A 25,014-nucleotide genomic window follows, 5' to 3' on the forward strand; every position below is an offset into this window, starting at 1 on the left:
GTTAAAAACATTGTGTTGATATATGAAAAGCGTATGATTTAAACGCATTTAAAAATAGTGTCATGGATGATGCCTAAACTTTTACAAGATCTCTCCTTTCCTGCCATCATGGCGGGTTTTATTACCTGCATGATTGGGATCAGCGTATCCGCCGTACTGGTCATTGAAGCAGCCCAAAGCCTGGGTGCAAATGCAGCGCAAATCAGTTCCTGGTTATGGGCACTCGGTATAGGTATTGGGGTTTCCGGCTTGCTGCTTTCCTGGAAATATCGCTATCCGATTTCCACCGCATGGTCGACAGCCGGTCTGGCATTAATTATTGCCTCCGCAGGCCATTACAGTCTAGCCGAAGCGATTGGCGCTTTTCTGATTTGCGGCATCCTGATTGCCTGTCTGGGATTTTTCGGAATATTTGACCGGATTTTTCAGTTTATTCCGCAAAGCTTGACCAGTGCCATGCTGGCTGGTGTCTTGCTGAAATTTGGTATTTCGGTATTTGGCAGCCTGCAACAATCCTGGAGCTTTGTGCTTACCGTACTGGCCATTTATCTCATTTCCAAAAAACTGAGTACCCGTTATAGCATTGTCATTACTGTGCTGCTTGCAATTGCACTCTGTCCGTTCTTTATCGATTTTACGCTTCCACATTTGGACTGGAGCATCGCTCAGCCTGTATGGACCACACCAGAATTTAGCCTGCAAGCTATTTTAGGACTGGCTCTTCCGCTGATGGTGATTAATCTGGCTTCACAATATTTACCTGGCCTGGCCGTGATTAAAAGCTATGGCTATCCACCCAAGGTGAATCCAATTTTAGGCTGGACGGGCCTCACTCAGGCACTACTCGCTCCCTTTGGCTGTTTCAGTGTTAATCTTGCCGCGATTAGCGCAGCAGTCAGTCTGGATGCACAGGCACATCCTGATCCGGCTAAACGTTATATCGCGGGTATGAGCTGTGGACTATTTTATATCCTGATGGGTTTCTTCGCTGCAACCCTGACCAGCTTATTGATGGCTTTTCCGGGTATTCTGATTACGGTTCTGGCTGGCATTGCCCTATTTGGTACCATTGGCCACAACATTGCACTGGCTTTTCAGGACACTCATGACCGGGAAGCCGCACTGATGACCTTTCTGTTCAGTGCATCCAATATCCAGTTTTTCGGCATTGGTTCTGCTTTCTGGGGCCTACTGCTTGGTTTGATGGTTTATTTACTATTTAAGCTTAAACCTCAGTTGGCTTAAATTTATAAAAGTAGAGATGACTTATGTCTATCTTTTTTTAATGCCCTGCTGCTTGAGAAAACAGATTTATGACCACTACACCGGAAATAATCAGTGCAATACCAATAAAAGCAGGAAGATCCAACGCCTGCTTAAATACAATATAACCGACAATGGCCGTGAGAATGATCCCGACACCGGCCCAGATCGCATAAGCAATGCCTAAAGGAATCACCTTAATCACCTGAGACAGCAAATAAAAGGCGATACAGAATAAAACAACCACCGCTAAAGAAGGCCACAAACGGGTAAAGCCTTCAGATTTCACCAGAAATGTAGAGCCAGTGACTTCGGCAATAATGGCCAAACCCAACAAAAAATATGCCCAAGTTGCAGGATTCATTTTTTCACTCTCCAAATTTATCTTTCCTAGACCAAAACTTAGTTATGGTCTTAAGAAATAAATTTTTTATAAGTTTATGTTGAGGGGCGAAAGCTGATGCAAAAAATCCAGCGTCTTGATAAAAGTCTGCTGACTTTCTTTCTTGCCCATAAAGAACTGATATTCATGAATCAGCCAAGCTTTAGATTCGGGATAAAAAACTTCTGTTACTGGAACCTGCTGCGCTTTTAAAGCTTTGATAAAAGGCAAGGATTGGGTGTCGGTCAGAAAATCCTTGTTGCCCCCGCTAATGAATACTGGCGGATAAGATGGCGTAATATACTGGATTGGAGAAATACGTTTTAGAAACTCGGTATCATTTTTACGGTCACCTGTATAAGCCTGAATCAGGCTATATACTCCCCACTCTACGATCTTCATTTCATCAGGTGCGGTACTGGCGAATGACTCCAAGTCATAAATACCACAGTGCAGAATCAGACCTTTAAGCTGGGAAGGTTGCAGATAAGGTTGAAAATCCGATTGTTTGGCAAAGGCGGGATTTGTTAAAAGTGCAGCATAGTGGCTGGCCATATTCGCCCCGGCAGAATCTCCGGCCAGATATAAATTTTCGGCATCAATCTGGTATTCGGCTGCATGTTGAGTAATAAACTCCAAGGCCTGATCAATCTGATGTAACTGGCTTGGATAAATGGCTTGAGGTGCAAACTGATATTGGACCGATACCACATTATAACCTTGCGCAGCCAGAAGTTTAAAATAACCCCGGGCATGTTCTTTGGAACCAGAAATCCAGCCACCACCATGAATCCACACAATGGTTGGTTGCGGGCCGATATTTTCGATATTTTGTGGTTGATACAGATCCAGAGAGAGCTTTTTCTGCGGTTCATAGACCATATTCTGATGCACGATGACCGAACCTGGTGCATAGCGATCCATCACCTTTTGCTGCATCCCTGTGGTCAAATTAAAAGCACCGGCAATGACCCGACTATTTTGTACAGTATTTTGACAGCCTGCCAGAATAATTGAACAGAGCAGCAATAAATGAATGACAAAGAACCTCAAAACCTTCCCCCTAGATCAGCCAAAAAATAAGCCTAGGCAGTTTAAACCATCCCCAGAAAAACAGCGTCATTTATCCTGTTATTTTTGATCAATAAAACCTGAATTCCTAGTTTTTTACTCTGTTTTTTCTTTCATCAAATCTCTGCTTTTATGTGAAAAATATCTGTAATTTAAATATTTTTTGCCATTTTTCAGCTTTTTGCAATTGCACCCATGGGTGCACTGTGCTATCAATAAATCAGAGCGTAAAAAACACACAACATGCGGAGAAAAATCATGGCTTACCAACATATTTTAGTCCCAGTAGACGGTTCAGATATTTCCTTTTCTGCAGTTCGACATGCAGCCAAAATTGCCAAGGCATTTGGCAGTAAACTTTCCCTGATTAGCCTGATTGCAGAAGACCCTTTTACTGAAGCTGACTTCTACTACAGTTCAACGATTATGAAAGAGTATTTTGCTCAGGCTCATGCCAATGCAAAAAATGCCCTAAAAGAAGCCACTGCAATTGCAGGCAGTGAAGGTATAGAAGCAGATTCCCGCATTGTGACTGGCCTGGTGAATGCCGAACATATTGCTGAGACTGCAGAGGAAACCCAGGCTGATCTAATCGTCATGGGTTCACACGGCCGTAAAGGCTTCCAGAAAATGATTCTGGGCAGCTTTGCACAGGATGTTCTTGGCGCCAGTCAAATTCCGGTGTTAATCGTTAAAAAATAATCTGATTTGCGCATCTTCAAGGTGCGCAATTTTTTCAGGCAGTGTTTCTGTCTGAACCCTTCTACAGTAAACCTCCATTTTCTAAATGATCATTTCACTGCATATTCTAAAAATGAGGAAGCACCATGCAAAACTATGAACATATTCTTGTCGCACTCGATGAATCCTCGATGTCCTATGCTGCAGCTGAACATGCCCGTGAGCTGGCCAAAGCTTTTAATAGTAAGGTGACATTGGTCAGTATTATTGCTGTAGACCCATTTAAAGGCGTGGACTTTTATAAGGTTGCTCCCGCAGTCACTGACTATTTCATGCAGGCAGAACAACATGCACTGGATCTTTTAAATGAGATTAAGGCAAATTTTGTGCATGATGGTACACAAGTCACGACCAAGATCATTCATGGTATGGCACCTTCTGAAGGAATTCTTCAGGCAGCGCAGGAAGTTCCGACCGATCTGATTATCATGGGATCACATGGCCGTAAAGGTCTGCAAAAACTGATGCTGGGCAGCGTGGCACAGAATGTCCTTTCCCAGTCCGAGATTCCGGTATTGATTGTGAGACCTTAACGTAACCCAGACAACAAAAAAGCCTGCGATGCAGGCTTTTTTTAGCGAACTTTTTGATTCAGTTCGTTCAGGAAGAGTTCAGCATCCAGCTGGCTATTAAATACTTTTTTGTATTCTCCAGCTTGCTGAATAGAATGCGGTGTATATTGAAGGGAGATTTCAAACAGACCAGTCGCAGCATTTCTGCTGACATGAACCGCAATAATATGCCGAGTATTTAAATAAAAACTATCTTCGATTTTCACTAACATCTTGAATAAGACCTCTAGTATATCAATTTGAAGATTTCTTCATGTTTAATAGAAAAGTATAGTTTTACTTTCCTGTCTAGCCTCTTACTGTAAACCTTTTATGTGACTGATTTCACATTATAGTATTTTAAATGCGCTTAAATTCACCATTTAAAATAAGTCAATAATAAAAAGCCGGATCAGTTGATCCGGCTTTTTACATAACGATCTTATACGCTTAACATGCTGTTCAATGTCTCTGAGACATTTTTCGATTTCACCTGTGGTTTTAAAGCTTCAAGTTGTGCTTTGACTTCACTGCGTTGTGGTTCAATCAGGGTATACCAGCGTGAAAGCACCTGAAGCAGACGTGAACCGACAATCGGGTTTTTCTGATCCAGATATTTCGCCAGCTCGATATAATGCTGTACACCAAAGCTCCAGGTATTGACCGGATTGGCATTCAGACCGCCACTCACCGCACGGATACGGTTTGGCACTTTCAAGTCATAATCCGCATGCTCAGTGAGTGCTTTAATTGTTTCTGCAGTCGCTTTTGGATGAGCTGCTTGCAGCATGAACCATTGATCCAGTGCCAGTGCTTCATCTTTAAAGCGGTTATAGAAATCATCCAGGAATGCTTTGGCTTGAGGCGCATCATTCCATACCAGAACACGCAAGGCACCCAAACGTTCAGACATATTGCCTGTGTTTTGGTATTGCTGCCCTGCCAGTTCAAATGCACTTTCATCACCTTGACGTGCAATCAGCATTAGCATGATATTTTTCAGTGCACGCACACCCATCGCCTGAGAAAAATCTGACTGCAGTTCAGGATCCAGACTCAGATAGATTTCTTTAGCTGTTGCTCCAAAAGCACGTGCCAATTTATGCAGCAAGGCATCACGTTTTTCTTGGATCATGGCCGGATTGTAGTCTGTATCAATCCGGCTACCCAAGTAACCTTCTGCCGGTACATCAAATAAGCGTGAAGCCAATAGCGGATCTTTTTGAATCAGATCAGGTAAGGTATTCAGCATTGCCTCGATATAGATTTCAGAAGGTTGATCATCCAGCAGAATGCGTTCTAATAAAGTCTGGGTCGCTTGCCACTGGTTAAAACCATTGGTTTCATATTGCAACAGGAACGCCAGTTCTTGTTCAGAGTAATCAAAATGAAGATCAACGGGTGCAGAGAAGTTACGCAGTAAAGAAACAATCGGCTTGCTGGTTATACCGCTAAACTCGATGGTCGCTTCATCTTGATCAAACAGATATACCCCATCTTTGACGCCATTTTCAAATAAGGCATCAGAGTTCAGGCTCAGCTGCTCACCGGTATTCGCATCAAACAAGGCCAAAGCCACTGGAATCGGAACAGCTTTCAGATTCGGATATTTCGGATGAGCTTTCAGGCTTTGCTTAAAGCTAAGACGATAAGTTTGTGCATCTGCATCATACTCACCTTTTGCGACCAGTTTCGGTGTACCTGGCTGGTTATACCAAGTCAGGAAGTTCGATAAATCTACCCCTGAACCGGCAGTCAAGGCAGCCACCCAGTCTTCAACCGTTACGGCCTGACCATCATGACGGCGGAAATACTCATCTGTACCTTGACGGAATTTTTCTTTACCGAGCAAAGTCGCCATCATACGGTTAATTTCTGCACCTTTTTCATACACGGTCGCCGTATAGAAGTTATTAATTTCTACAAAATGATCCGGACGCGGTGGATGCGATAAAGGGCCAGAATCTTCCGGGAACTGATGCGCTTTCAGGACTGCAACATCATCAATACGCTGTACGGCAGCAGACTGTAGATCTTCCGAGAAAGACTGATCACGGAATACGGTCAAACCTTCTTTCAGACACAGCTGGAACCAGTCACGGCAGGTAATCCGGTTACCTGTCCAGTTATGGAAATATTCATGGGCAATCACGGACTGCACACGCATGATGGCAGCATCAGTTGTATATTCTTCATCAGCCAATACGCATGAGGTATTGAAGATATTCAGACCTTTGTTTTCCATCGCACCCATGTTAAATGCGCTGGTTGCTACGATCATGTAATTATCAAGGTCATATGGCAGGCCATAATGTTCTTCATCCCAACGCATGGAATGCTTTAAGGCTTCCATCGCGATTTTGCATTTTGGAATGTCTTTTTCTTCGGCATAGATTTCCAGTGCGACATCACGACCCTCTGATGTGGTATAGCGATCTTTCATCACTGCCAGATCACCAATCACGCAGGCAAATAAATAGCTTGGTTTTTTGGTTGGATCTTGCCAAAGTGCATAGTGACGGTTTTCATCCACTTCGCCGGTTTCGATCAGGTTACCGTTAGCCAGTAGAACCGGATACTTTTTGTCAGCTTCGACACGAGTGGTAAATACAGACAATACATCTGGGCGGTCTGGATAGAACGTAATTTTACGGAAACCTTCCGGTTCGTTCTGAGTTACGAATAAATCTGAACTGGCCTGATACAGACCTTCCAGCATGGTATTGCTTTCTGGATGAATCTTGACCACTGTTTCAATAGTCGCCTGATCTGGAGCATTGCTAATCACCAGTTGCTCAGCATCCAAAATATAATCTGATGCATTTAGTGGCTGACCATTTAACTGGATCGATTGCAGTTCCAGGTCACGACCAAGCAATACCAGATCACCTGCTGTTTGGCGCTGCATCTCCAGTTTGCTGCTGACCAGCGTATGATCGTCATAGACTTGAATATTCAGGTCGATTGAATCTACAACAAAAGAAGGTTTTTGATAGTCTTTTAAATAAATGGTTTGATCTGCTTCGATCACCGGATTCGCCGCGATATTCATATAATGTCCTGATCCTTTATTGCACAGCTTCTAAGGCAAAAGATTGTCAATGCATTGATCATACGCCTTGATCTTGAACCTGTCTGTGCGTTTCATTTGTATTGTATATGGGAATAATTACTGATCTTTTCAATTGAGCTACATCAAAATATACGATAATCGCCTTATATTTGCCCGATATCTAAAATCCCCATCTCTAAAACAACTTAAAGATAAAATAAAAAAAGCTTTCATCTGCACTGTATGATTCCTCTATGCATGATTCCTGCACATGCAAAGTATTATTCCAATATGAAAAATTACTGCCTGGGTTCAGGACAACCTTATATCTAATTTAGATGCTGGGCGCTGCAAAACCTGACTTCTAAAAGATTAAGTTCTGGTTAATCTGCGTTCCAAATTTCATTTTAAATGCACAAATGACATGCACCAGTTTGAATGCATTTTGCATCACCCAACAGCAATGGCAGGATTCAAAGAAAGATATATGCCAAGTTTTCGGCTAATATCATATTTTTTTACATTTTCTTATGTGCTTGATTTAAAAATATATAATTTATGATTAATAGCAATTCCGAAATATTGATTAAAAAATGAGCATGGTTTTTGCTACAGTCTAAGTGTGTTTTCTCCAAGCGCAAAAATCCAAGAATAACGACAACAAAGAAATTGAGGTGAGCTATGTATTTAAAACAGCATGTGGTACGGATTGAAAATCTTAAAACACTTCAGGTTCTGGATCAGGCCAATATTGATCATAAAGTTATTGCCCTGTTCATGAGTTCTGAAGGCGTTCAGCTACAAGCGCATGAGGTTAGTGCGATTCTGAATACTTATGATGCACTTGGTGCCAAAAAGGTTCCATCCAAAAAAGTGCAGGCGTTGATTCAAGCGAAACATCAAGGAGAGGAAGACGAAACATTACCCTGCCCCGTTTAAAAACGATGATCCAGTTTTCTTGAATACAGGGCTACTTCGGTAGCTCTGTTCGTTTAAAGGCTATCCTGTCCTGAAATCTGCAGCATTAAAAATATTCTCAAATGACGCGTGACTTTGATGAGCTGTGTATAATCGCAGTTTCTCTTTATTCTGGAGTTGTGCGCAATCATGGTATTCAACGTTCTGCAAAAACAGCTTGATGAAAGTACGCAGTGCCCACTATGTAAGGCTTCCATGTACTGGATCGAGGCAGAACAGTATGATCAGGACATTACTTATCATGAATGCAGCCACTGCCAGCATCAGCTCTATACCGACCAGAAACATAACTGTTATTGCGATCAGTGTCTGGCTCAGCGTAAACGTATGCTGAAAGAAGTCCGTTTACAGGAAAACCGGAAATTTCATAAAAAACAGGATCGGCATGAATATGAGCTCAATCAGCTCAGCTTTATTAATAAACTGTTTCTGCTCTCGATTCTGGATGAACAGGTTCAGGAACATAGCCAGCATCAGGAATATATTGACTGGCATGCCATTAAATATTATTCCATCAGCCCGAATTACCTGTATCAGCATGGTCTGGTCAAAAATCTGCTGAAAGACCAGATTCTAGTTCCTAGAGATATTCAACAAGAGAATCAGCAGTACTATATTAATGTACGTCTGGATGGCTATTCTGAGCCAAGCCTGTTTAGTATTACCCAGCAATTGCGTTACTGGTTCTATGAAAATCTGAGCAAAGGCGTACCTTTTAAAAGTGCGGATGAAGTCAAAGATGCACTGTATTGCTTGTTGTATCAGGAAGTCATTCAATTCGCTCAGTTCTATTGCCGTAGCTGGGGTATCCAGATTGCGGGCAATCAAAGTTTTCAGGCTTTCTGCTATCGCCTGCTCGATGTTTTGGCTGTGGGACAGATTTATTATCTCGTGCAATCGGCCCTCGAATATCTGTATCAGCAGAAAGCTTTAAAACCACGAAATGAAAATTTCATTAATACCAATTTACTGAAAAAGACCCTACAGCAATATCGGGAACGTTCAGTGAATGAAAAATGGGAAACCTCAATTCTACCTCGCCCACCGCAATTGCCTTTGAGCAAAATGAGCAGCATCCTGTTTTTCCGCTTCCTGGGTTATGATGAAAATATTTTCTTCCAACCGGTCTGGCGTTCATGGCAAAAGATTGAACCACGCCTGAAATTTTATTCACAAAAACGCTGTATGCATTGCGGCTCACAAGAGCTTACTGTTGAATATGATGCCAGCGATTATGTCAGCCTGTTATGCCGTAACTGCAAACATCAAGACCATTATTTTACCCGCTAAGCATTTAGCAGCCCTATTCATATTTGAAAGATCAGGATGATGAATACTTCCGTGCAACAATTACAAAATACTCTTTTCGATCAGATCTGTGAAGCCTGGTCATTGCTTCAAGAGCAGCAACCCTTGGTGCATGTGATGACCAATGCGGTGGCCAGCAATTATGTGGCCAATATCTTGCTGGCTGCGAATGCTTCGCCCGCTATGATTGATAATCCTTTTGAAGCAGAGAGCTTTGTCAAAATTGCTGGAGCACTCAGTTTAAATTTGGGAACGCCGACTACCGAACAGGTCGAGGCGATGCAGATCGCTGCTAAAACAGCACACAGTATCCAAAAGTCATGGGTACTAGATCCTGTTGGTTATGGAAATGTACTGCATTGGCGTTCAGGTGTTGTGGATCAGCTCATGACCTATCAACCCACAATTTTACGGGGGAATGCTTCAGAAATTGGTGCTTTGGCAGGGAAAAATATTGAGTCCAAAGGCGTCAATAGCACTGTCGATAGCTCAGAAGTCTATCTACAGGCGCAGGCCTTACTGGAACAATGTGAATGTATCGCTATTTCAGGTGAGTCTGATTACATCATTTCCAGAGATTATCCGGTGATTCAGGTTTTAGGCGGTTCATATTTACAGCCGCGCGTCACAGCAACTGGATGTGCGCTAGGGGCCCTGATTGCAGCGTATAGTGCAGTAAGTTCTCCTGCGATCGCAGCGCTCTCTGCTCATGTTCATTTTGCAATCGCCGGTCAATTGGCTTTTGCCAAAGCACCGACCTTAGGCCAGTTTAATGCTGCATTTACCGATGAGATCCATCAATTGAATATAGAAACGATCCGTCAATATGCAGACTTTCGGATTTTGGCGGATTAAGCATCAGTCGGGTGTTTTATAATGAACACATGGAACACCCTATTACACTATTCAACTTATTTTTTAGATAATTAAATTCAGCCCTAATCTGGCAAAAATAATTTTTCAAGCGCTCAAGCTGAGTATTGTGTAAGCTTTGGATGAGCTTTTGTATCTCGAATTTGACTAATATCTTTCAAAATTACGTGAAATATATATTTTACCACTTAGTCAAATTCACACTTATTTTTAAACTTTATTTAAATTTGTTTAATAATTCTAAATAAAGCATGTCTGGATTTTGATACTTCAGTAAGATTTATTACTTCTAAACCTGTAAAACCTATTACGCATTCTTGGCTTCCGAAATATTCAATACTCCATTTAGCCTGAAGAATAAGCTTAGGTGAGCATTAATATCTAAGTCATAAATAATATTCAATAAAAAAGTCAGTTGCCCTTAAGCAACTGACTCAAAAAAATAATCAAGACAGGCGATTAACCCTGATAATGGATACTCACCGATTTAATCCGGTTATTTTCGATTTCCATTACCTTGAATTGAATACCTTGGTAGTTCAGTTCAGTGCCTACCTCGACCACACTATTGGTTTTATCCAGAATCAGACCGGCAACACTGATATAGCCTGCATCTTCATCAATCAGATCCAGCATACCGAGCTCAAGTTCTAACTGGTACAAATCCAGCATACCAGATGCAATCCAGTGTGTATCATCAACTTTGACCAGATCCAGCTGCTCATCGGCATCCGGGAATTCACCGGCAATTGCCTCAAACACATCTAGCGGTGAAATCAGACCTTGTACATGACCAAATTCATCGCTCACCAGCACCAGAGAGCCTTTTGAGGTACGTAAGGTATTAATCGCGTCAATCACCTTCATTCTTTCAAAGATATAGATAGGGCGATGACGCTTGATCAAAGCTTTTAACTCTTCCGGTTCATCCAGTACATCTAACAGCTCTTTGGCACGAACGATGGTAATCACCTTATCCAGACTGCCCCGACAAACCGGAAACAGGCTGTGGGGTACAGACAGGATTTTTTCACGGATTTGTTCCGGACTATCCTCCAGATCGACCCAGGAAATCTGACTTCGTGGAGTCATGATTGATGCTACAGAGCGTTCTGCCAGGGTCAATACTCCGCCAATCATATAGCGTTCTTCATCCGCAAAGGTTTCCTGTGCTTCATGCTGAGTAGTACTGGTGGTTTCAAGCTTAGCGCCCATCAGTTGGAGAATACTGTTAGCAGTGCGATGACGCAACGGAATCTTGGCTTCATGTTTCGCAGCATTGCGCTGACTAAACTGGTTAAAGGCTTCAACTGCAATTGCAACGCCAATACCAGAATAGATGTAGCCTTTCGGAATATGGAAACCAAAACCTTCTGCCATTAGGCTGATCCCGATCAGTAACAGGAAGCTCAAACATAGAATCACGACCGTAGGATGACGATTCACAAAGTTAGTCAATGGTTTAGACGCCAGTAACATCACGGCCATCGCGATAATCATGGCCGCCATCATGACATAGATATTATCAACCATACCTACGGCGGTAATCACCGAGTCCAGTGAAAATACGGCATCCAAAATGACAATCTGGGCCACAACTGCTGTAAAGCCCGCATATGCCACCTTGGTCGTGACCTGTATTTCAGGCTTACCTTCAATTTTTTCATGAAGTTCGGTAACGGCTTTATAGAGCAGGAATAAACCACCAAAGAGCAGAATCAAATCCCGTCCAGAGAAAGTCCAGTTAAATAATTGAATAAGCGGTTGAGTCAAGGTGACTAACCAAGAGATCGCGAACAACAGACCTAAACGCATCAGCAAGGCTAAGGATAGACCGATCACACGGGCCTTATCACGCTGTTCAGGGGGAAGTTTCTCAGCCAGAATGGCAATAAAGACTAGGTTATCAATACCTAAAACGATTTCGAGAATAATAAGAGTAATTAAACCAACCCAAATTCCGGGATCTAATAAAAATTCCATTAGAACACCATCCCATTTGAGTATGTAAGCAACGAATATGGAAGATCAACGCACGGCGAGGGATCCATTTAATTTAACCTTTTCGACTTAAGATGTATCTATTATGCATAAACTTATGATTTTTGAACAATAAAATTTATGAAAAACTGTTGCACCGCTTTGCCTCTCCTCATTCTAAAATCTTTTAATTTTCAAATCATTGGCCTGAATCTGTTATGTTCTACATAACTCATTACAAATTAAAGAAAATTTAGGCTTCTTTTTGACCCTAAGCCCATTAAATCTAACTGATAGAAGCCTGAGATATAAATTACTGTTTCTCTTAATATTCATATCTAATCATACATCATAAAATATTGAATCATCCACTATCCGACTAAGTCCATTAAATCCACTTATCTAAAGACATATTTTAAATATGGATTTTTTTATTAAAATGGTTCATACACGTTATGAATAGTTAGTCGTGAGATCAAAAAGATGCATAAGTTTCTCATCCAAAACGGTTTTATTAGATGGGTGACCAATTTAAATGTACTCGCTCTAGCTTTCGGTCAGATTTGAGAAATCCGCATCTGCATCGTGCTACAGATTAAAAATGTATCAGAGCATTCATTTAAACAGCATCGATTTTGAATTGTATTTCCGCATACTCACCAAAAGTAAGATATGCGCAGGTCGGCCATTTATCCATATGGTTTGCCAACCCAGCTCTTATTTAGACTCTAAACCTAATCTGGAGCCTTAAGATTTGCATGTCATATCAATGCCATTCATCTGGATAAAGACAGTTACAATTTGCCCCGATTGAGCTACAACAAGTAAATCGCCTGATTTTTTGATGTTAAGAAGATCTAACAAATGCAATCTCGTTAACATTTTAAAAATAAAGGTTGAAACATGTATAAACTTTTACATAAAATGTCAGTGCCCTAGAAAAATAAATAAAAGGAACATTTCATGACTAAAAAATATGCAAAATTTTTACCTTGTGCAGAAGACTTTAATTTAGAAAACTTTCCATACTACTGGGTGACTCAAGTCCATGCCCAATATGTCCTAAATGTAGATCATGCACTAAAAAAGTATGGTGTCGATAATTCACGTCGCCGTATCTTGCTTGCTCTTAAAGCCAAACCACATGCCAGCGTTTCTGACCTGTCAGAAATGGTCGTATCTAAAATGTCGACAACCACCAAGATCGTTTATCGCTTAAAAGATGAAGGTCTGGTTGAAACCTATTCCTGTGAAGACGATGCTCGTATTACCCGTGTCGTGCTGACTGAAAAAGGAATGGAAATGACACATAAAATTAATGACCTGACCAATGTTGTACTGGAACAGTCATTTGAAGGGCTAACCCCATTACAAATTGAAAAAACTATGGAAAGCTTACGCCATATCTTTAAAAACTTGGCTCGTTAAGTATTTTTTCAATTTTGAATTTAGCTGGCGAGATCAATAACACCTTTTATAATAATTAACGATCCGCCATTGCTTTCTAGGTTTTAGGAATCAAAAAAGTTCAGCTGTGGACTGGCTTTTTTGATTCTTTCTTTTGGTACATGTGAACATTCGAACTCCTCTACTGGAAATCCCTGTACAAAGCTGCGAATATCCGGTTGTGTGAGATTCAGCCATTCATGTAAACGTTCATGCGGAATCACAATGACTGAACGTTTAATATTTCCCGGCTCATGAAACTCTTTCATCATGGGATGGTCTATTGCATCCATCGTAATCATACTGGCCGAACGTACAATTTCATCCTGCACCCGTGCAATTTCATAGAGTGCCGCAATAAAGGTCGCTTTTCCATCCTTGCGTCTGACGCCCCAGCGCTGTGGTTTATTATCAAAATACTTTGACTCATAAAATTCCGAGACGGGAATTACCCCAAACTTGCATTTGACTGTCGCTTCTACAAAGGTTGGTTTTTGCAGCAAAGTTTCATTTCTGGCATTGTAGGTTTTTGTCCCAATCGTTTTATCCTCTGCCCATTTGGGAATAAAGCCAAAGTTAACCGAGCGCCATTCCAGACCTTGATCAGATTGAAATAACAAGGGGGTAGCATAATTCGGATAGACTTCTTCCGGATATTCAAAGGGAATTTCCGGCAAGCCCAGATCATGTATTTGCTGTGAAGTTAAAGGCTTAAAGTTGGCACACATGCTTAATCAGACAGATCACTTGATGTTCTGATTATAGCTTGATGCCAAGCTTAAACCTGTATGGATTATGGATAAGTTTCTATCATTTAATATTATTCATTGGGTACAGTCAGCCAGTGAGTACGGGTGAATTCCTCAAAAATCCAGCGTCCATTAAAACGCCCAAGCCCAGAGTTTTTCTCTCCCCCAAACGGAGCATTAGCCTGATCTGCCACACTAATACCATTGATATGAGTCATACCGATATCCAGCTGTTCTGTAAAACTGATACCACGTTCAATATTCGAAGTACAAACCGCACTGGATAAGCCAAAACGGGTATCATTGGCCAGCTTTAAGGCATGTGCTTCATCACGAGCTTTCAGTACTGGCAGAATCGGTCCAAAACTTTCTTCCTGAGCCAGTGGAGATTCAGGTGCTACCCCAGTAAAGATATGTGGATAGACCAGATTACCTTCTATACCCCCTTCATATACCAGCTCTGCACCCTGCTCTTTTGCACTCTGAATAATCTGCTGATGTTTTTTGACCTGACTCTGATTGATGATCGGCCCAATGATGGTCTCTTCCAGATTTGGATCACCCACAGCAACAGTTTTCACTCGCTCTAAAAGCTTTTCCACATAGGCATCATGGATGGATGCATCAACAATGACCCGATTGGTGCTCATACAGATTTGCCCCTGATGCATAAAGCGCCCCATGATTGTCAGTTCTACTGCCAGATCAAGATCAGCATCATCCAGAATCACCAGTGGTGCATTTCCGCCCAGTTCCAGTGCCAGACGTTTAATTCGAGGGCTGGCTAAGGCTTTGCTTCCTACATTCTGACCCACTTCAGTAGAACCCGTGAATGAGATCATTTTTGGAATCTGATGTTCGACAAAATAATCACCGATTTCACTGCCTGCACCTGAAACCACATTGAGCACACCTGCGGGTAAACCAGCTTCTTCAAACAATTTGCCTAATAAGGTTCCACCTGTCACTGGTGTATCACTTGCTGGCTTGAGTACCACACTATTTCCACAGGCAATCGCTGTTGCTACCGAACGCATGGATAAATGAAATGGAAAATTCCATGGGCTAATGACGCCAATCACACCCAAGGGTTTACGCAGTACCAGACTTTTACGTTGTGGATCTTTGCTCTCCAACTGTTCAGTCTTGATCTGTTCTGGAAATTTTTGACTTTCCTGAATAATAGATAAAGCAGCGCCAACTTCCAGACCAGCTTTAAAACGGGTACTTCCAGACTCAAGAATTAACCAGTCAATAATTTCATCTTGGCGTGCCTGAATCACCTGTTGTAGTTTTTGCAGGATTTGCTGTCTTAACTCAACTGATTTAATAGCACCCTGTTGAAAGGCTTTATCAGCTGCCGCATAAGCCGCATCAACATCTGCTGTACTGGCAGCCTGCAAAGTAAAAATCGTATCTTGAGTATAAGGATTCAAATTCTGAATCATTTTCTGGGAACGGCCAGGTTGCCACTGACCCGCAATAAACTGCTGATCCAAATTTTGATATGCCATGCTGTTCTTCCCTGCAATTTATTGATTTGCTTTTACTTTAGCAGAGCCATTTCAGGATGGAAATGACAGCGACGAATTGTTACGCTTTTATCTTTAGCTTTATAAGTAAGTGGAACTTACTGATGCATGATTCTCTTTTATCGCAGTTTAAATCTTCCAGTACATCAGCCAAAATACGATTCTTAGAAATTAAAAATTGAGAATTAAATTGAGTCTTAAATGTCATGATCCAAAGCTCTACAACTACCCAGCATGAGGAGCTGTAAACGCTCATAGGAATACCGACTGGCAGATATAAAGCTACTGTTTAACAGATAATTATTATTAAAGTTTTCTTCTGTGACATTGTTCTGTTTTAGGTGTTCAGTCAGTTAGTTTACCTTCCAAAAGAACATTTTTATCCTTAGATCTTTTTTAAGAGCAATAAAAAAAGCCTCCGAAGAGGCTTTTTTCAAGTTACAGGATTAGTCACCTGTATAACCTTTAAGTTTTAAACGTGCTGCGTGTAGAAGCGGCTCTGTATAACCTGATGGCTGTTCACCACCTTTGAAGATCAGGTCAGAAGCAGCCTGGAATGCAATACTATTGTCAAAATCAGCAGCCATTGGCTTGTACAGTGGATCATTCGCATTTTGCTCATCCACAATTTTCGCCATGCGTTGCATTACTTCTTCAACCTGTTCACGCGTTACAATTCCATGACGTAACCAGTTGGCAACATGCTGAGAAGAAATACGTAAAGTTGCACGGTCTTCCATCAAGCCCACATCATTGATGTCTGGAACTTTAGAACAACCTACACCCAGATCAACCCAACGAACGACATAACCCAAGATACCTTGACAGTTATTTTCCAGTTCTTTCAGTTTCTCTTCTTCAGACCAGCTAGTATCAGTTGCAAGAGGTGGAGTCAACAAATCATCTAAAGGCAACGCTTCAGTTGCAAGCAATTCTTGCTGACGGTTTGCCACGTTAATTTGGTGGTAGTGAATCGCGTGAATCACTGCACCTGTTGGAGATGGAACCCATGCACAGCTTGCACCTGCTTCAGGATGTTCAGTCTTGGTTTTGTACATGTCTAACAGCATGTCTGGTTTTGGCCACATGCCTTTACCAATCTGTGCTTTACCACGTAGACCTGTTTGTAGACCTACCATGACGTTACGGTTTTCGTAAGCTGGGAACCATTTTTGGCCTTTGATTTCGCCTTTACGAACAAATGGACCTGCTTCCATGAAGGTATGGATTTCATCACCTGTACGATCCATGAAACCGGTGTTAATGAAGATGGTACGGTCTTTTGCCTGAGCAATACAGTTTTTCAGGTTAACTGAAGTACGACGCTCTTCATCCATGATACCAATTTTCAGCGTTTTCGCAGGTAAGCCAAGCGCCTGTTCAGCACGTTCAAACAGTTCAACCGCAAATGCAACTTCTTCCGGACCGTGCATTTTTGGCTTAACGATGTACATAGAACCGGTACGTGAGTTCTTGATCGTGTTCTCACCACGGATATCAGCCACAGAAAGCAATGGAGTTACCAATGCATCCATAATGCCTTCATAAATTTCTTCGCCATCTACAAGGATCGCCGGGTTTGTCATCAAGTGACCAACGTTACGAAGCAGCATCAATGAACGGCCATGAACCTTGGTCTCACCGCCTTCAACATTTTTGAAAGTACGGTCAGCATTGAGTTTACGGGTAATGGTCTTGCCATTTTTTTCGATAGACTCTTCAAGTGTACCTTTCATCAAGCCTAACCAGTTACGGTAACCTTCTACTTTTTCTTCAGCATCAACTGCTGCAACAGAGTCTTCCAAGTCCTGAATCGTCGTTACAGCTGCTTCAAGCACAACGTCTTTTACGCCTGCTGCATCTGTTTGGCCAATTGGGCTGTTTGCATCAATCTGGATGATTGCATGCAGGCCATTATTTTTCAGTACGATTTCAGTCGGTGCAGAAGCTTCGCCATTGTAACCAACGAATTTAGAGCTATCCGCAACAGTTGTGGTAGAACCGTCTTTCAGCGTTACAACCAGCGCATTACCTTCAACTGCATATTTGGTTGCATCAGCATGTGAACCTTGTGCCAGCAGGAATGTTTCATTTAAGAAGTTTTTCGCGAATGCAATTACTTTCTCACCACGTTTCGGGTTATAGCCTTTACCTTTTTCAGCACCATCTTCTTCAGAGATCACGTCGAAGCCGTATAAAGCGTCGTATAAAGAACCCCAGCGTGCATTCGCTGCGTTCAGGCAGTAACGTGCATTACGTACTGGAACTACCAGCTGTGGGCCAGCCAATAGGGCAATCTCTTCGTCTACATTTTCAGTGCTGATCTGGAAATCTTCTACTTCTGGTAATAAGTAGCCAATTTCAGTCAAGAAAGCTTTGTAAGCTTGTAATTCAAATGTGTTATTGCGATGCCATTCATCAATTTTAGCTTGAATATCATCACGCTTAGCCAAAAGTGCTTTGTTTTTAGGGCTAAGATCAACAACGACTTGTTCAAAGTTCTTCCAGTATGTTTCGCTGTCCAAACCAGAACCTGGTAGTGCTTCATTTTCGATAAAATCGTAAAGTTCTTTAGCAATCGCTAACTTGCCTTTTTGAATACGTGCAGTCATTGTCTTTCCTGATATTGCTACTTTTTATACAAGAGATTCTAGTATACCGATTAAAATCTAGCTGAATAGTACTATCACACCGTAAAATAATGAGCATTTTTCCAATAAGAATACCCTCATATCCTTATTAAATGATGTCTCACACGATGCAATATCATCCTGCTAAATACCCTCATGACAGTGTATAAAGTTTTTGAAATGTAGAAATTAGACTTAAGTTCAGATTTTTGAATAAAAGTTGTCCGTTCTTTTTATACAAGGTCATATTTAGATCAAGATTAAGCCATGTTTGGCTGAGCTTGTCGATCTTTGACGCAATGGAATGCATAAAAAAGCGCCGGTCATGACCAGCGCTTGTTGTATTTATTCAGGCTCACTTGAAGCTATTTTCTCGATCTGGCGATGTTCTGAATGCAGATATTCATCTGATTGCATCTCTAGCAAACGTGAACGGGTCCGTTCAATTTCGAAAGCCAGTCGCTCACCTTTATAAAGATCAATAATATTATCTTCTGAAGTTAGCAGTAATTTGACTCCACGGTCATAAAATTCATCGACCAGATAAATAAAACGGCGTGTGGCATCATTTAGGAAATCGGTTAAATGCGGCACATTGCTGACCAATACCGTATTGTAAATATTCGCAATTTCAATGAAGTCAGCCGGACTACGCGGTTTTAGGCATAGTTCAGAGAACTCACACCACAACACATCTTCAGTATGTGCAACAGTTTCAACAATGCGGTTATTGATGATGATTGGTTCTTGAGAAGAGGTTTGGGTTTGAGTCAGTGCGGTATAGCGATGTGCCAACCAGTTTTTATTATCATGCGTTAGTGGATATTTGAATAATTGCGCCTGCTTTAAGACACGTAAACGGTAATCCACACCAGCATCTACATTCAGAATGACACAGTTTTTCTTGACCATTTCAATGGTTGGCAGAAAACGGTCACGGTGAATCCCGTTTTTATATAAACCATCCGGTGCAATGTTCGAAGTCGCTACTAGCGTAATGCCACGTTCAAACAGCTTCTGGAACAGATCGCTCAGGATCATGGCATCTGTCACGTTAGATACAAAAAATTCATCAAAGCAGATCACCACAGCATCTTTATAAATCTGATCCGCTACGAGATCCAGCGGATTACGCTGACCTGAAAGCTTGTTTAACTCACGATGCACATGCTGCATAAAATGGTGAAAGTGCATACGGGTTTTGCGGCGAAATGGAATCGACTCATAAAACTGATCCATGAGCCAGGTCTTGCCACGACCTACTCCGCCCCACATGTATACACCCTTCGGCGAAGTCTGACGGCGGAAACGGCGAAAGGCTTTCTTAGACGCTTTAAAGCGCTGAATTAATTCCAGCCAGGTACGATTTAGCTCATGTACTGCCATGGCCTGTGCATCATCAGGCATAAACTGTCCTGAAGACAAAGCCTGTGCATAACGTTCTGCAGGAGAGATCGGACTAAAAGCGGTGCTGTGCTGTGAATTAAAATCGGACATAGGTTTCGTACTATTCAGGATCTGTTTAATTATAGCGGAGTTTAGAACGCACACTATAACACTTTGGCATTAACTAACTTAGGCTATTTTATATATTGCCGAGGACTTTGCCCAAACCAGCGCTTAAAGGCATGGTTAAAAGCAGCCGGTTCGGAATAACCCAATAACTCTGCAATCATTTCAATCGAATACTGTTTATATTCAATGAGTCGCAAAGCTTTATCTTTAATAATCTCTTCGCGAATCTGTTTATAACTGGTATCGAACTGCTGTAATTGATGGCGTAAAGTACGTTCTGGAATATTCAGAGCCTGAGCCGTTTCAGCCATACTCGGCATCAAACCGGTTTGCAGCTCCAGATAGTCCTGTACTCGCTGTACCACAGTCGGGACATCCGCATCTTCCGCCAGACGTTCCAGTTCAGCCAGACACTTTGCTTCATAGACTGCAAAGGTCTCCGCATCTGCTGAAGGAATCCGGATATCCAGAATAGCCTCATCAAACCAGAATGCAGCTCTTGCAGCACCAAACTGTACCTGTGTTCCATAATAATCATGATAGATTTTCTGGGTAGCAGGTTGTTCCGGTGCGGCGAAAGGCAGTTCAATCTGCAAGTCAGGCTTGGACAAACCCATCATCTTGTAAATATCGCGAATGAACTTGAAAGTACCTGAAATCTCAGCTTGCGCGACCAGCATTCCCAGATGATCTTCCGTTTTCTTGGGATAATAGCAAAGCGCACTGCGGTACTCACTTTGCTCCACTCCCAACTGACCGGTAAGATGCGTCAATTGCTGAAAACGAATCACCTGATGCATCGCATCACGTACGGTTGGACTGGTCACCAGCAACATCAGCAAAGGCCCATAACCTGCCAAAGCATAATGCTGGCCGATCAATAAACCCTGTTCTGGCTGGATATCCTGACCCACCACCTTGAGCACATCATATTCCACGCTTGGGTGAATAATTGAAGTCGGATCAAGCGCATCAACACGCAAGCCGATATTTTGCAGTTTTTGATCGACCTCTATGCCAGCCTTGCGCATGCCCTGGATCAGATACATCAGACTGAGAACAGAACGTTTCATAACCATACAAATACAATGTGATAGCTCTAGTTGTACTATAAAAATAAGCAGTCGGCTATTGCCGTTTAGATCAATTTTATATCTAATAGCCAGTTAATAAATCAAGATAATTATCCATTATTAAAATAAGCAAGGAATGCGAAGATACTGGACAATACAAGCCCTACCCACACCCATCCTTATACCAAAGTGGCCATTATCGGTGCCGGTTTTGGCGGGATAGCGATGGCAATACGTTTACAGCAGCAAGGCATCCATGATTTTATTATTATAGAAAAAGATAGTGATTTTGGTGGAACCTGGCGCGATAATCAGTATCCGGGAGCGGCCTGTGATGTGCAATCACACATGTATTCCCTTTCTTTTGCCCCCAAAACTGACTGGTCAAAACGCTATGCCGAAGCACCGGAAATTTTTAGCTATATTCAAGATTTAGTCAGTGATTATAATCTTCGGGCTTTTGCTCGGCTGAATACCGAAGTACTTGGGGTTCATTACCAGCAAGACCGATGCTTATGGCAGATCCATCTGCAGGATCAAAGCATTCTGGAAGCCCAGTTTGTAGTATTTGCCTCTGGCCCTTTACATGTTCCTCAAATTCCCCATATTACGGGCATTGAAAAATTTAAGGGTAAAATCTTTCATTCTTCTCATTGGGATTATCATTATGATCTCAAGGGGAAAAATGTCGCATCGATTGGGACAGGTGGCAGTGCAATTCAATATATCCCTGAAATTGCACCCGAATGCAAACAGCTCTATGTCTTGCAACGTACTGCGGCTTGGGTCATTCCACGGGATGAACGCTTATATCATGACCTGGAAAAAAAGCTGTTTTCCAAATATGAATGGTTCCGCAAATTACACCGGATTCGGCTGTACTGGTCCAATGAATCGCGTGTGGTGCCTATCGTAAAACCAACTGTCATGAAATATGCTCAGAAACTCGCAGAAGCTTATATTCGCTATCAGGTCAAGGACAAGGAAACTGCCAAGAAGTTAACTCCAGGCTACATCATGGGCTGTAAACGGATTCTGGTGTCTAATCAATATTTCCCCACCTTTAACCGTAAAAATGTGGAACTGGTTACTGAAGGCATTCGTGAAGTGACCGAAAACAGTATTATTACAGCAGATGGTAAAGAACGTCCGATTGACTGCCTGATCTACGGTACCGGATTTATTACTGATCCTAGAATTTATCTGAAAAATTTTGATTGCACTGGCTTGAATGGCATTCACTTAAATGATGTCTGGAAAGATGGTGCCGAAAGCTATTATGAAATCTGTGTGAAAGGTTTTCCGAATCTGTTCCAGCTATTAGGACCGAATACTGTGCTGGCACATAACTCAGTGCTTTTCATGATTGAAGCCCAAGTAAGTTATATCCTGCAAATGATCGCTCTAGTGGATCAATCACATAGTGATGCAATTGTGGTCAAAGATCAGGTACAGGAAAAATTCAATCAGGATGTCCAACATATGCTGGACAATACGGTCTGGCAATCTGGCTGTGTCAGCTGGTATCAACAGGAAGGTGGGAAAAATTTTGCCTTATGGCCTACCTATACCTGGAAATACTGGCTCAAAATCAAAACCCTTAATGCGGCAGATTACTATTTTTTAAATAAAGCCAGTTAAAAGCCCTTCACATACATAGTGCTAGCGATGGCATAATAAAGACTGATTTATCATACTTTTTTATTATGCAATCGCTTTGGTTAGTATCCCAACTTCTGGTCTGTTTAGCACTTGGCTTTGTTTTTGCGAAACGGCTTCCTGCTCCCTTCACAAAAATCTGCTTTAAGGTTCTTCCTTATTTTAGTTATATCTTGCTGATTGCCATCGCTTTTGAGTTTTCTGAACTTTTAGCGGAATTACCTCATCCTGCTCAGATTCTAAATACCTCTATTACAATTGCTTTTCTCACCTCTATTGGGGCATTTGGCTGTTGTTATCTGCTCTTTAAATGGGCAGATTTTCAACCTTCTTCTGGCCGAGTCTCCACTGAGCTAGTGATTAAATCACTGATCAATATCAGTTATGCGTTCTTCGCCTTAGCCGCTGGCTACTTGCTGCATTATAGTTCCACTCAAATGGGTCTTTCTATTCAAATCAGCACCTGGCATTTATTACTGGTCTTTATGTTTCTGATTGGACTGGATCTTGCCTATTCACCACTTGATCGCTCATGGTTGAACTGGAAAATCCTGCTGGTTCCGGCAGGTTGTATTGCTGGTTCATGCGTGGCAGCAATTGTCTATTCTTTCTGGAATCCAGATATTCATTTAAAAGACCTGATTATGCTGTCGCAAGGTTATGGTTTTTATTCCATGTCGGGTGTTGTCGTCACAGAACTGAGAAATGCAGAACTGGGTAGTATTGCCCTGATGAATGACCTGTTTCGGGAAATTTTTGCGATTTTACTGATGTATTGTGCCGGCTGGCGTTACCCAAGATCAGCAATTTCTGCTGCAGGTGCGACTGCGATGGATGTGACTTTACCCATGGTCAAACAGGCCTGTGGCAATGATTTTATTCCACATGCCATGGTGAGCGGTTTTATTTTATCTGTATTGGCGCCAGTAGCGGTAAGTGTGTTGGCGGTAATTTAAAAACCCCTCCCGACCTCCCTTTTTTAAAGGGAGGAGAAGTCCCCCTTTCATAAAGGGGGATTTAGGGGGATTCAATTAGAAATAAAATAAACTACGGAATATTAAAAATTCAAATCAACCCTACTCAATGAATCTCCTACTGTCTCCATCATCTCTGAAGCGAGTTCTACAATATCTATGCTATCAAGGCCTGACATCCAGTCCCATGAACCCGACTGTGCCTGTTGTTTATATTTTTCCTGCTGTTCGAACTGATCTGCTATTTTTTCCATCTCCAGCCTTTGTTCTAGCATTTTTTGTTCTGGTGTCTTTATTATTCTCATTTGAAATTCCTTTTTATTTTTATACAGCTTTTCTCAATGTATAAAAAAAGCCTTTCATATGAAAGGCTTTTCATCAGGTAACCGGAATTACAATGTTGCCAGAATATCTTTTAGGGTTTGACGAGGATTTTCAGACTTGGTAATTGGTCGACCAATCACCAGATGTGTTGATCCGTCCAGCATTGCCTGCTTTGGTGTCACAATACGTTTTTGATCGTCTGCATTTGAACCTTCAGGACGAATCCCAGGAGTGACCAGTGCAAAGTCTTGTCCAATGGTTTCACGCAGCATTTTCGCTTCTTGTGCGGAACAGACCACCCCATCCAGGCCACTGTCTTTGGTGAGTTGAGCCAGACGTTTTACATGTTCATTAGGCTCGATATCCAAGCCAATATCTTTCAAGTCTTCACGCCCCATTGAAGTCAACACAGTTACCGCAATGAGTTGAGTCTTATAGTTACCTGCTTTTAAACGCTCAACACAGGTCTCCATCATTTTACGACCACCTGAAGCGTGGACATTGACCATCCACACGCCCAAGTCTGCCGCAGCACATACCGCTTGTGCAGTGGTATTCGGAATATCATGGAACTTCAGATCTAAAAACACGTCAAAACCTTTGTCTTGAAGTGCTTTTACAATGATAGGACCTTCATGAGTAAATAACTCTTTGCCCACCTTTACTCGACATAAGGCAGGATCGAGCTGCTCTGCAATCGTTAAGGCATCAAATTGACTTTTAGCATCCAGTGCAACGATGATACTCATGAGAAGACCCTTCAAATTGACAAAATTAAACCATTATACGGATTAGCCCTATAACAACCAAGAATATTTTCGCAAAAATGATTTTTTGATTCAAATTAAGTCATTTATTTATATAATTTTTATATATTTTTTCTAAATATAATTTAACAATAAAAAAACGCCTT

General features: G+C 41.8%; 21 protein-coding genes. 9 read left to right on the forward strand and 12 right to left on the reverse strand.

All coding sequences use genetic code 11. The annotated features are described in order from the left end of the window. The first annotated feature begins 69 nt into the window (after positions 1-69). Complete coding sequence (locus FTU00_RS09000) at positions 70-1,245, forward strand: benzoate/H(+) symporter BenE family transporter (protein ID WP_180179572.1); 1,176 nt, start codon at positions 70-72, stop codon at positions 1,243-1,245. Between the two features lie 37 nt (positions 1,246-1,282). Here FTU00_RS09000 and FTU00_RS09005 read toward each other — a convergent pair whose 3' ends face one another. Both FTU00_RS09005 and FTU00_RS09010 read right to left on the reverse strand, forming a co-directional pair. Further along, positions 1,283-1,627, reverse strand: a complete 345-nt coding sequence (locus tag FTU00_RS09005) for an SMR family transporter (protein ID WP_180179573.1) — start codon at positions 1,625-1,627, stop codon at positions 1,283-1,285. A 66-nt stretch (positions 1,628-1,693) separates the two neighbouring features. Beyond that, a complete protein-coding gene (locus tag FTU00_RS09010; protein WP_180179574.1) occupies positions 1,694-2,698 on the reverse strand; it encodes an alpha/beta hydrolase in 1,005 nt (334 codons plus the stop codon). Between the two features lie 276 nt (positions 2,699-2,974). Between FTU00_RS09010 and FTU00_RS09015 the strand changes: the two genes are divergently transcribed. Beyond that, the gene (locus FTU00_RS09015) at positions 2,975-3,418 is read left to right on the forward strand and encodes a universal stress protein (protein WP_125279008.1); all 444 of its coding nucleotides are present in this window, start codon (positions 2,975-2,977) and stop codon (positions 3,416-3,418) included. A 125-nt stretch (positions 3,419-3,543) separates the two neighbouring features. After that, positions 3,544-3,990 carry a universal stress protein gene (locus FTU00_RS09020; RefSeq protein WP_104425970.1) on the forward strand — a complete coding sequence of 149 codons (447 nt, stop codon included), beginning with the start codon at positions 3,544-3,546 and terminating at the stop codon, positions 3,988-3,990. A gap of 41 nt (positions 3,991-4,031) precedes the next feature. Here FTU00_RS09020 and FTU00_RS09025 read toward each other — a convergent pair whose 3' ends face one another. Both FTU00_RS09025 and pepN read right to left on the reverse strand, forming a co-directional pair. After that, entirely contained in the window at positions 4,032-4,241 is a 210-nt protein-coding gene (locus FTU00_RS09025) for a hypothetical protein (RefSeq protein WP_180179575.1), read from the reverse strand. A 209-nt stretch (positions 4,242-4,450) separates the two neighbouring features. Further along, positions 4,451-7,060, reverse strand: coding sequence for an aminopeptidase N (gene pepN / locus FTU00_RS09030; RefSeq protein WP_125279011.1), 2,610 nt, complete (start codon positions 7,058-7,060; stop codon positions 4,451-4,453). A 681-nt stretch (positions 7,061-7,741) separates the two neighbouring features. On the opposite strand from pepN, the gene FTU00_RS09035 reads away from it, so the two are divergent. The 3 genes from FTU00_RS09035 to thiM all read left to right on the forward strand — a co-directional run bounded on the left by FTU00_RS09035 (position 7,742) and on the right by thiM (position 10,201). Continuing rightward, the gene (locus tag FTU00_RS09035; RefSeq protein ID WP_004783954.1) at positions 7,742-7,999 is read left to right on the forward strand and encodes a hypothetical protein; all 258 of its coding nucleotides are present in this window, start codon (positions 7,742-7,744) and stop codon (positions 7,997-7,999) included. A gap of 168 nt (positions 8,000-8,167) precedes the next feature. Continuing rightward, complete coding sequence (locus tag FTU00_RS09040; protein ID WP_179992448.1) at positions 8,168-9,328, forward strand: hypothetical protein; 1,161 nt, start codon at positions 8,168-8,170, stop codon at positions 9,326-9,328. A gap of 39 nt (positions 9,329-9,367) precedes the next feature. Beyond that, positions 9,368-10,201, forward strand: coding sequence for a hydroxyethylthiazole kinase (thiM, locus tag FTU00_RS09045; RefSeq protein ID WP_166135031.1), 834 nt, complete (start codon positions 9,368-9,370; stop codon positions 10,199-10,201). Between the two features lie 477 nt (positions 10,202-10,678). Here thiM and FTU00_RS09050 read toward each other — a convergent pair whose 3' ends face one another. After that, complete coding sequence (locus FTU00_RS09050) at positions 10,679-12,202, reverse strand: TerC family protein (protein WP_004783960.1); 1,524 nt, start codon at positions 12,200-12,202, stop codon at positions 10,679-10,681. Positions 12,203-13,162: 960 nt separating this feature from the next. On the opposite strand from FTU00_RS09050, the gene FTU00_RS09055 reads away from it, so the two are divergent. Continuing rightward, the gene (locus FTU00_RS09055) at positions 13,163-13,627 is read left to right on the forward strand and encodes a MarR family winged helix-turn-helix transcriptional regulator (protein WP_179992445.1); all 465 of its coding nucleotides are present in this window, start codon (positions 13,163-13,165) and stop codon (positions 13,625-13,627) included. A gap of 83 nt (positions 13,628-13,710) precedes the next feature. Here the strand turns inward: FTU00_RS09055 and FTU00_RS09060 are convergent, their stop codons facing one another. The 5 genes from FTU00_RS09060 to FTU00_RS09080 form a co-directional block, all read right to left on the reverse strand. Continuing rightward, positions 13,711-14,373: an SOS response-associated peptidase family protein gene (locus FTU00_RS09060; protein WP_180033503.1), complete on the reverse strand. Its 663-nt coding sequence runs from the start codon at positions 14,371-14,373 to the stop codon at positions 13,711-13,713. A 92-nt stretch (positions 14,374-14,465) separates the two neighbouring features. After that, positions 14,466-15,908: an aldehyde dehydrogenase family protein gene (locus FTU00_RS09065; protein ID WP_180179576.1), complete on the reverse strand. Its 1,443-nt coding sequence runs from the start codon at positions 15,906-15,908 to the stop codon at positions 14,466-14,468. Between the two features lie 464 nt (positions 15,909-16,372). After that, positions 16,373-18,538, reverse strand: coding sequence for a malate synthase G (locus FTU00_RS09070; RefSeq protein ID WP_180179577.1), 2,166 nt, complete (start codon positions 18,536-18,538; stop codon positions 16,373-16,375). Positions 18,539-18,901: 363 nt separating this feature from the next. Continuing rightward, entirely contained in the window at positions 18,902-20,053 is a 1,152-nt protein-coding gene (zapE, locus tag FTU00_RS09075) for a cell division protein ZapE (protein WP_104425963.1), read from the reverse strand. Positions 20,054-20,136: 83 nt separating this feature from the next. Continuing rightward, a complete protein-coding gene (locus tag FTU00_RS09080) occupies positions 20,137-21,144 on the reverse strand; it encodes an AraC family transcriptional regulator (RefSeq protein WP_180068789.1) in 1,008 nt (335 codons plus the stop codon). 144 nt (positions 21,145-21,288) lie between these two features. Between FTU00_RS09080 and FTU00_RS09085 the strand changes: the two genes are divergently transcribed. Beyond that, positions 21,289-22,785 (forward strand): NAD(P)/FAD-dependent oxidoreductase, encoded by a 1,497-nt coding sequence (locus FTU00_RS09085; RefSeq protein ID WP_180179598.1) that lies wholly within the window; start codon positions 21,289-21,291, stop codon positions 22,783-22,785. Positions 22,786-22,850: 65 nt separating this feature from the next. Next, positions 22,851-23,759 (forward strand): lysine exporter LysO family protein, encoded by a 909-nt coding sequence (locus tag FTU00_RS09090; protein ID WP_179992442.1) that lies wholly within the window; start codon positions 22,851-22,853, stop codon positions 23,757-23,759. A 101-nt stretch (positions 23,760-23,860) separates the two neighbouring features. Here the strand turns inward: FTU00_RS09090 and FTU00_RS09095 are convergent, their stop codons facing one another. Then, entirely contained in the window at positions 23,861-24,082 is a 222-nt protein-coding gene (locus tag FTU00_RS09095; RefSeq protein ID WP_005236122.1) for a hypothetical protein, read from the reverse strand. A gap of 87 nt (positions 24,083-24,169) precedes the next feature. After that, complete coding sequence (gene pyrF / locus FTU00_RS09100) at positions 24,170-24,850, reverse strand: orotidine-5'-phosphate decarboxylase (RefSeq protein ID WP_166139453.1); 681 nt, start codon at positions 24,848-24,850, stop codon at positions 24,170-24,172. Between the last annotated feature and the right edge of the window lie 164 nt (positions 24,851-25,014).

The organism is Acinetobacter sp. YH12041, from assembly GCF_013419975.1.
In the GTDB taxonomy this organism is placed as follows: Bacteria; Pseudomonadota; Gammaproteobacteria; order Pseudomonadales; family Moraxellaceae; genus Acinetobacter.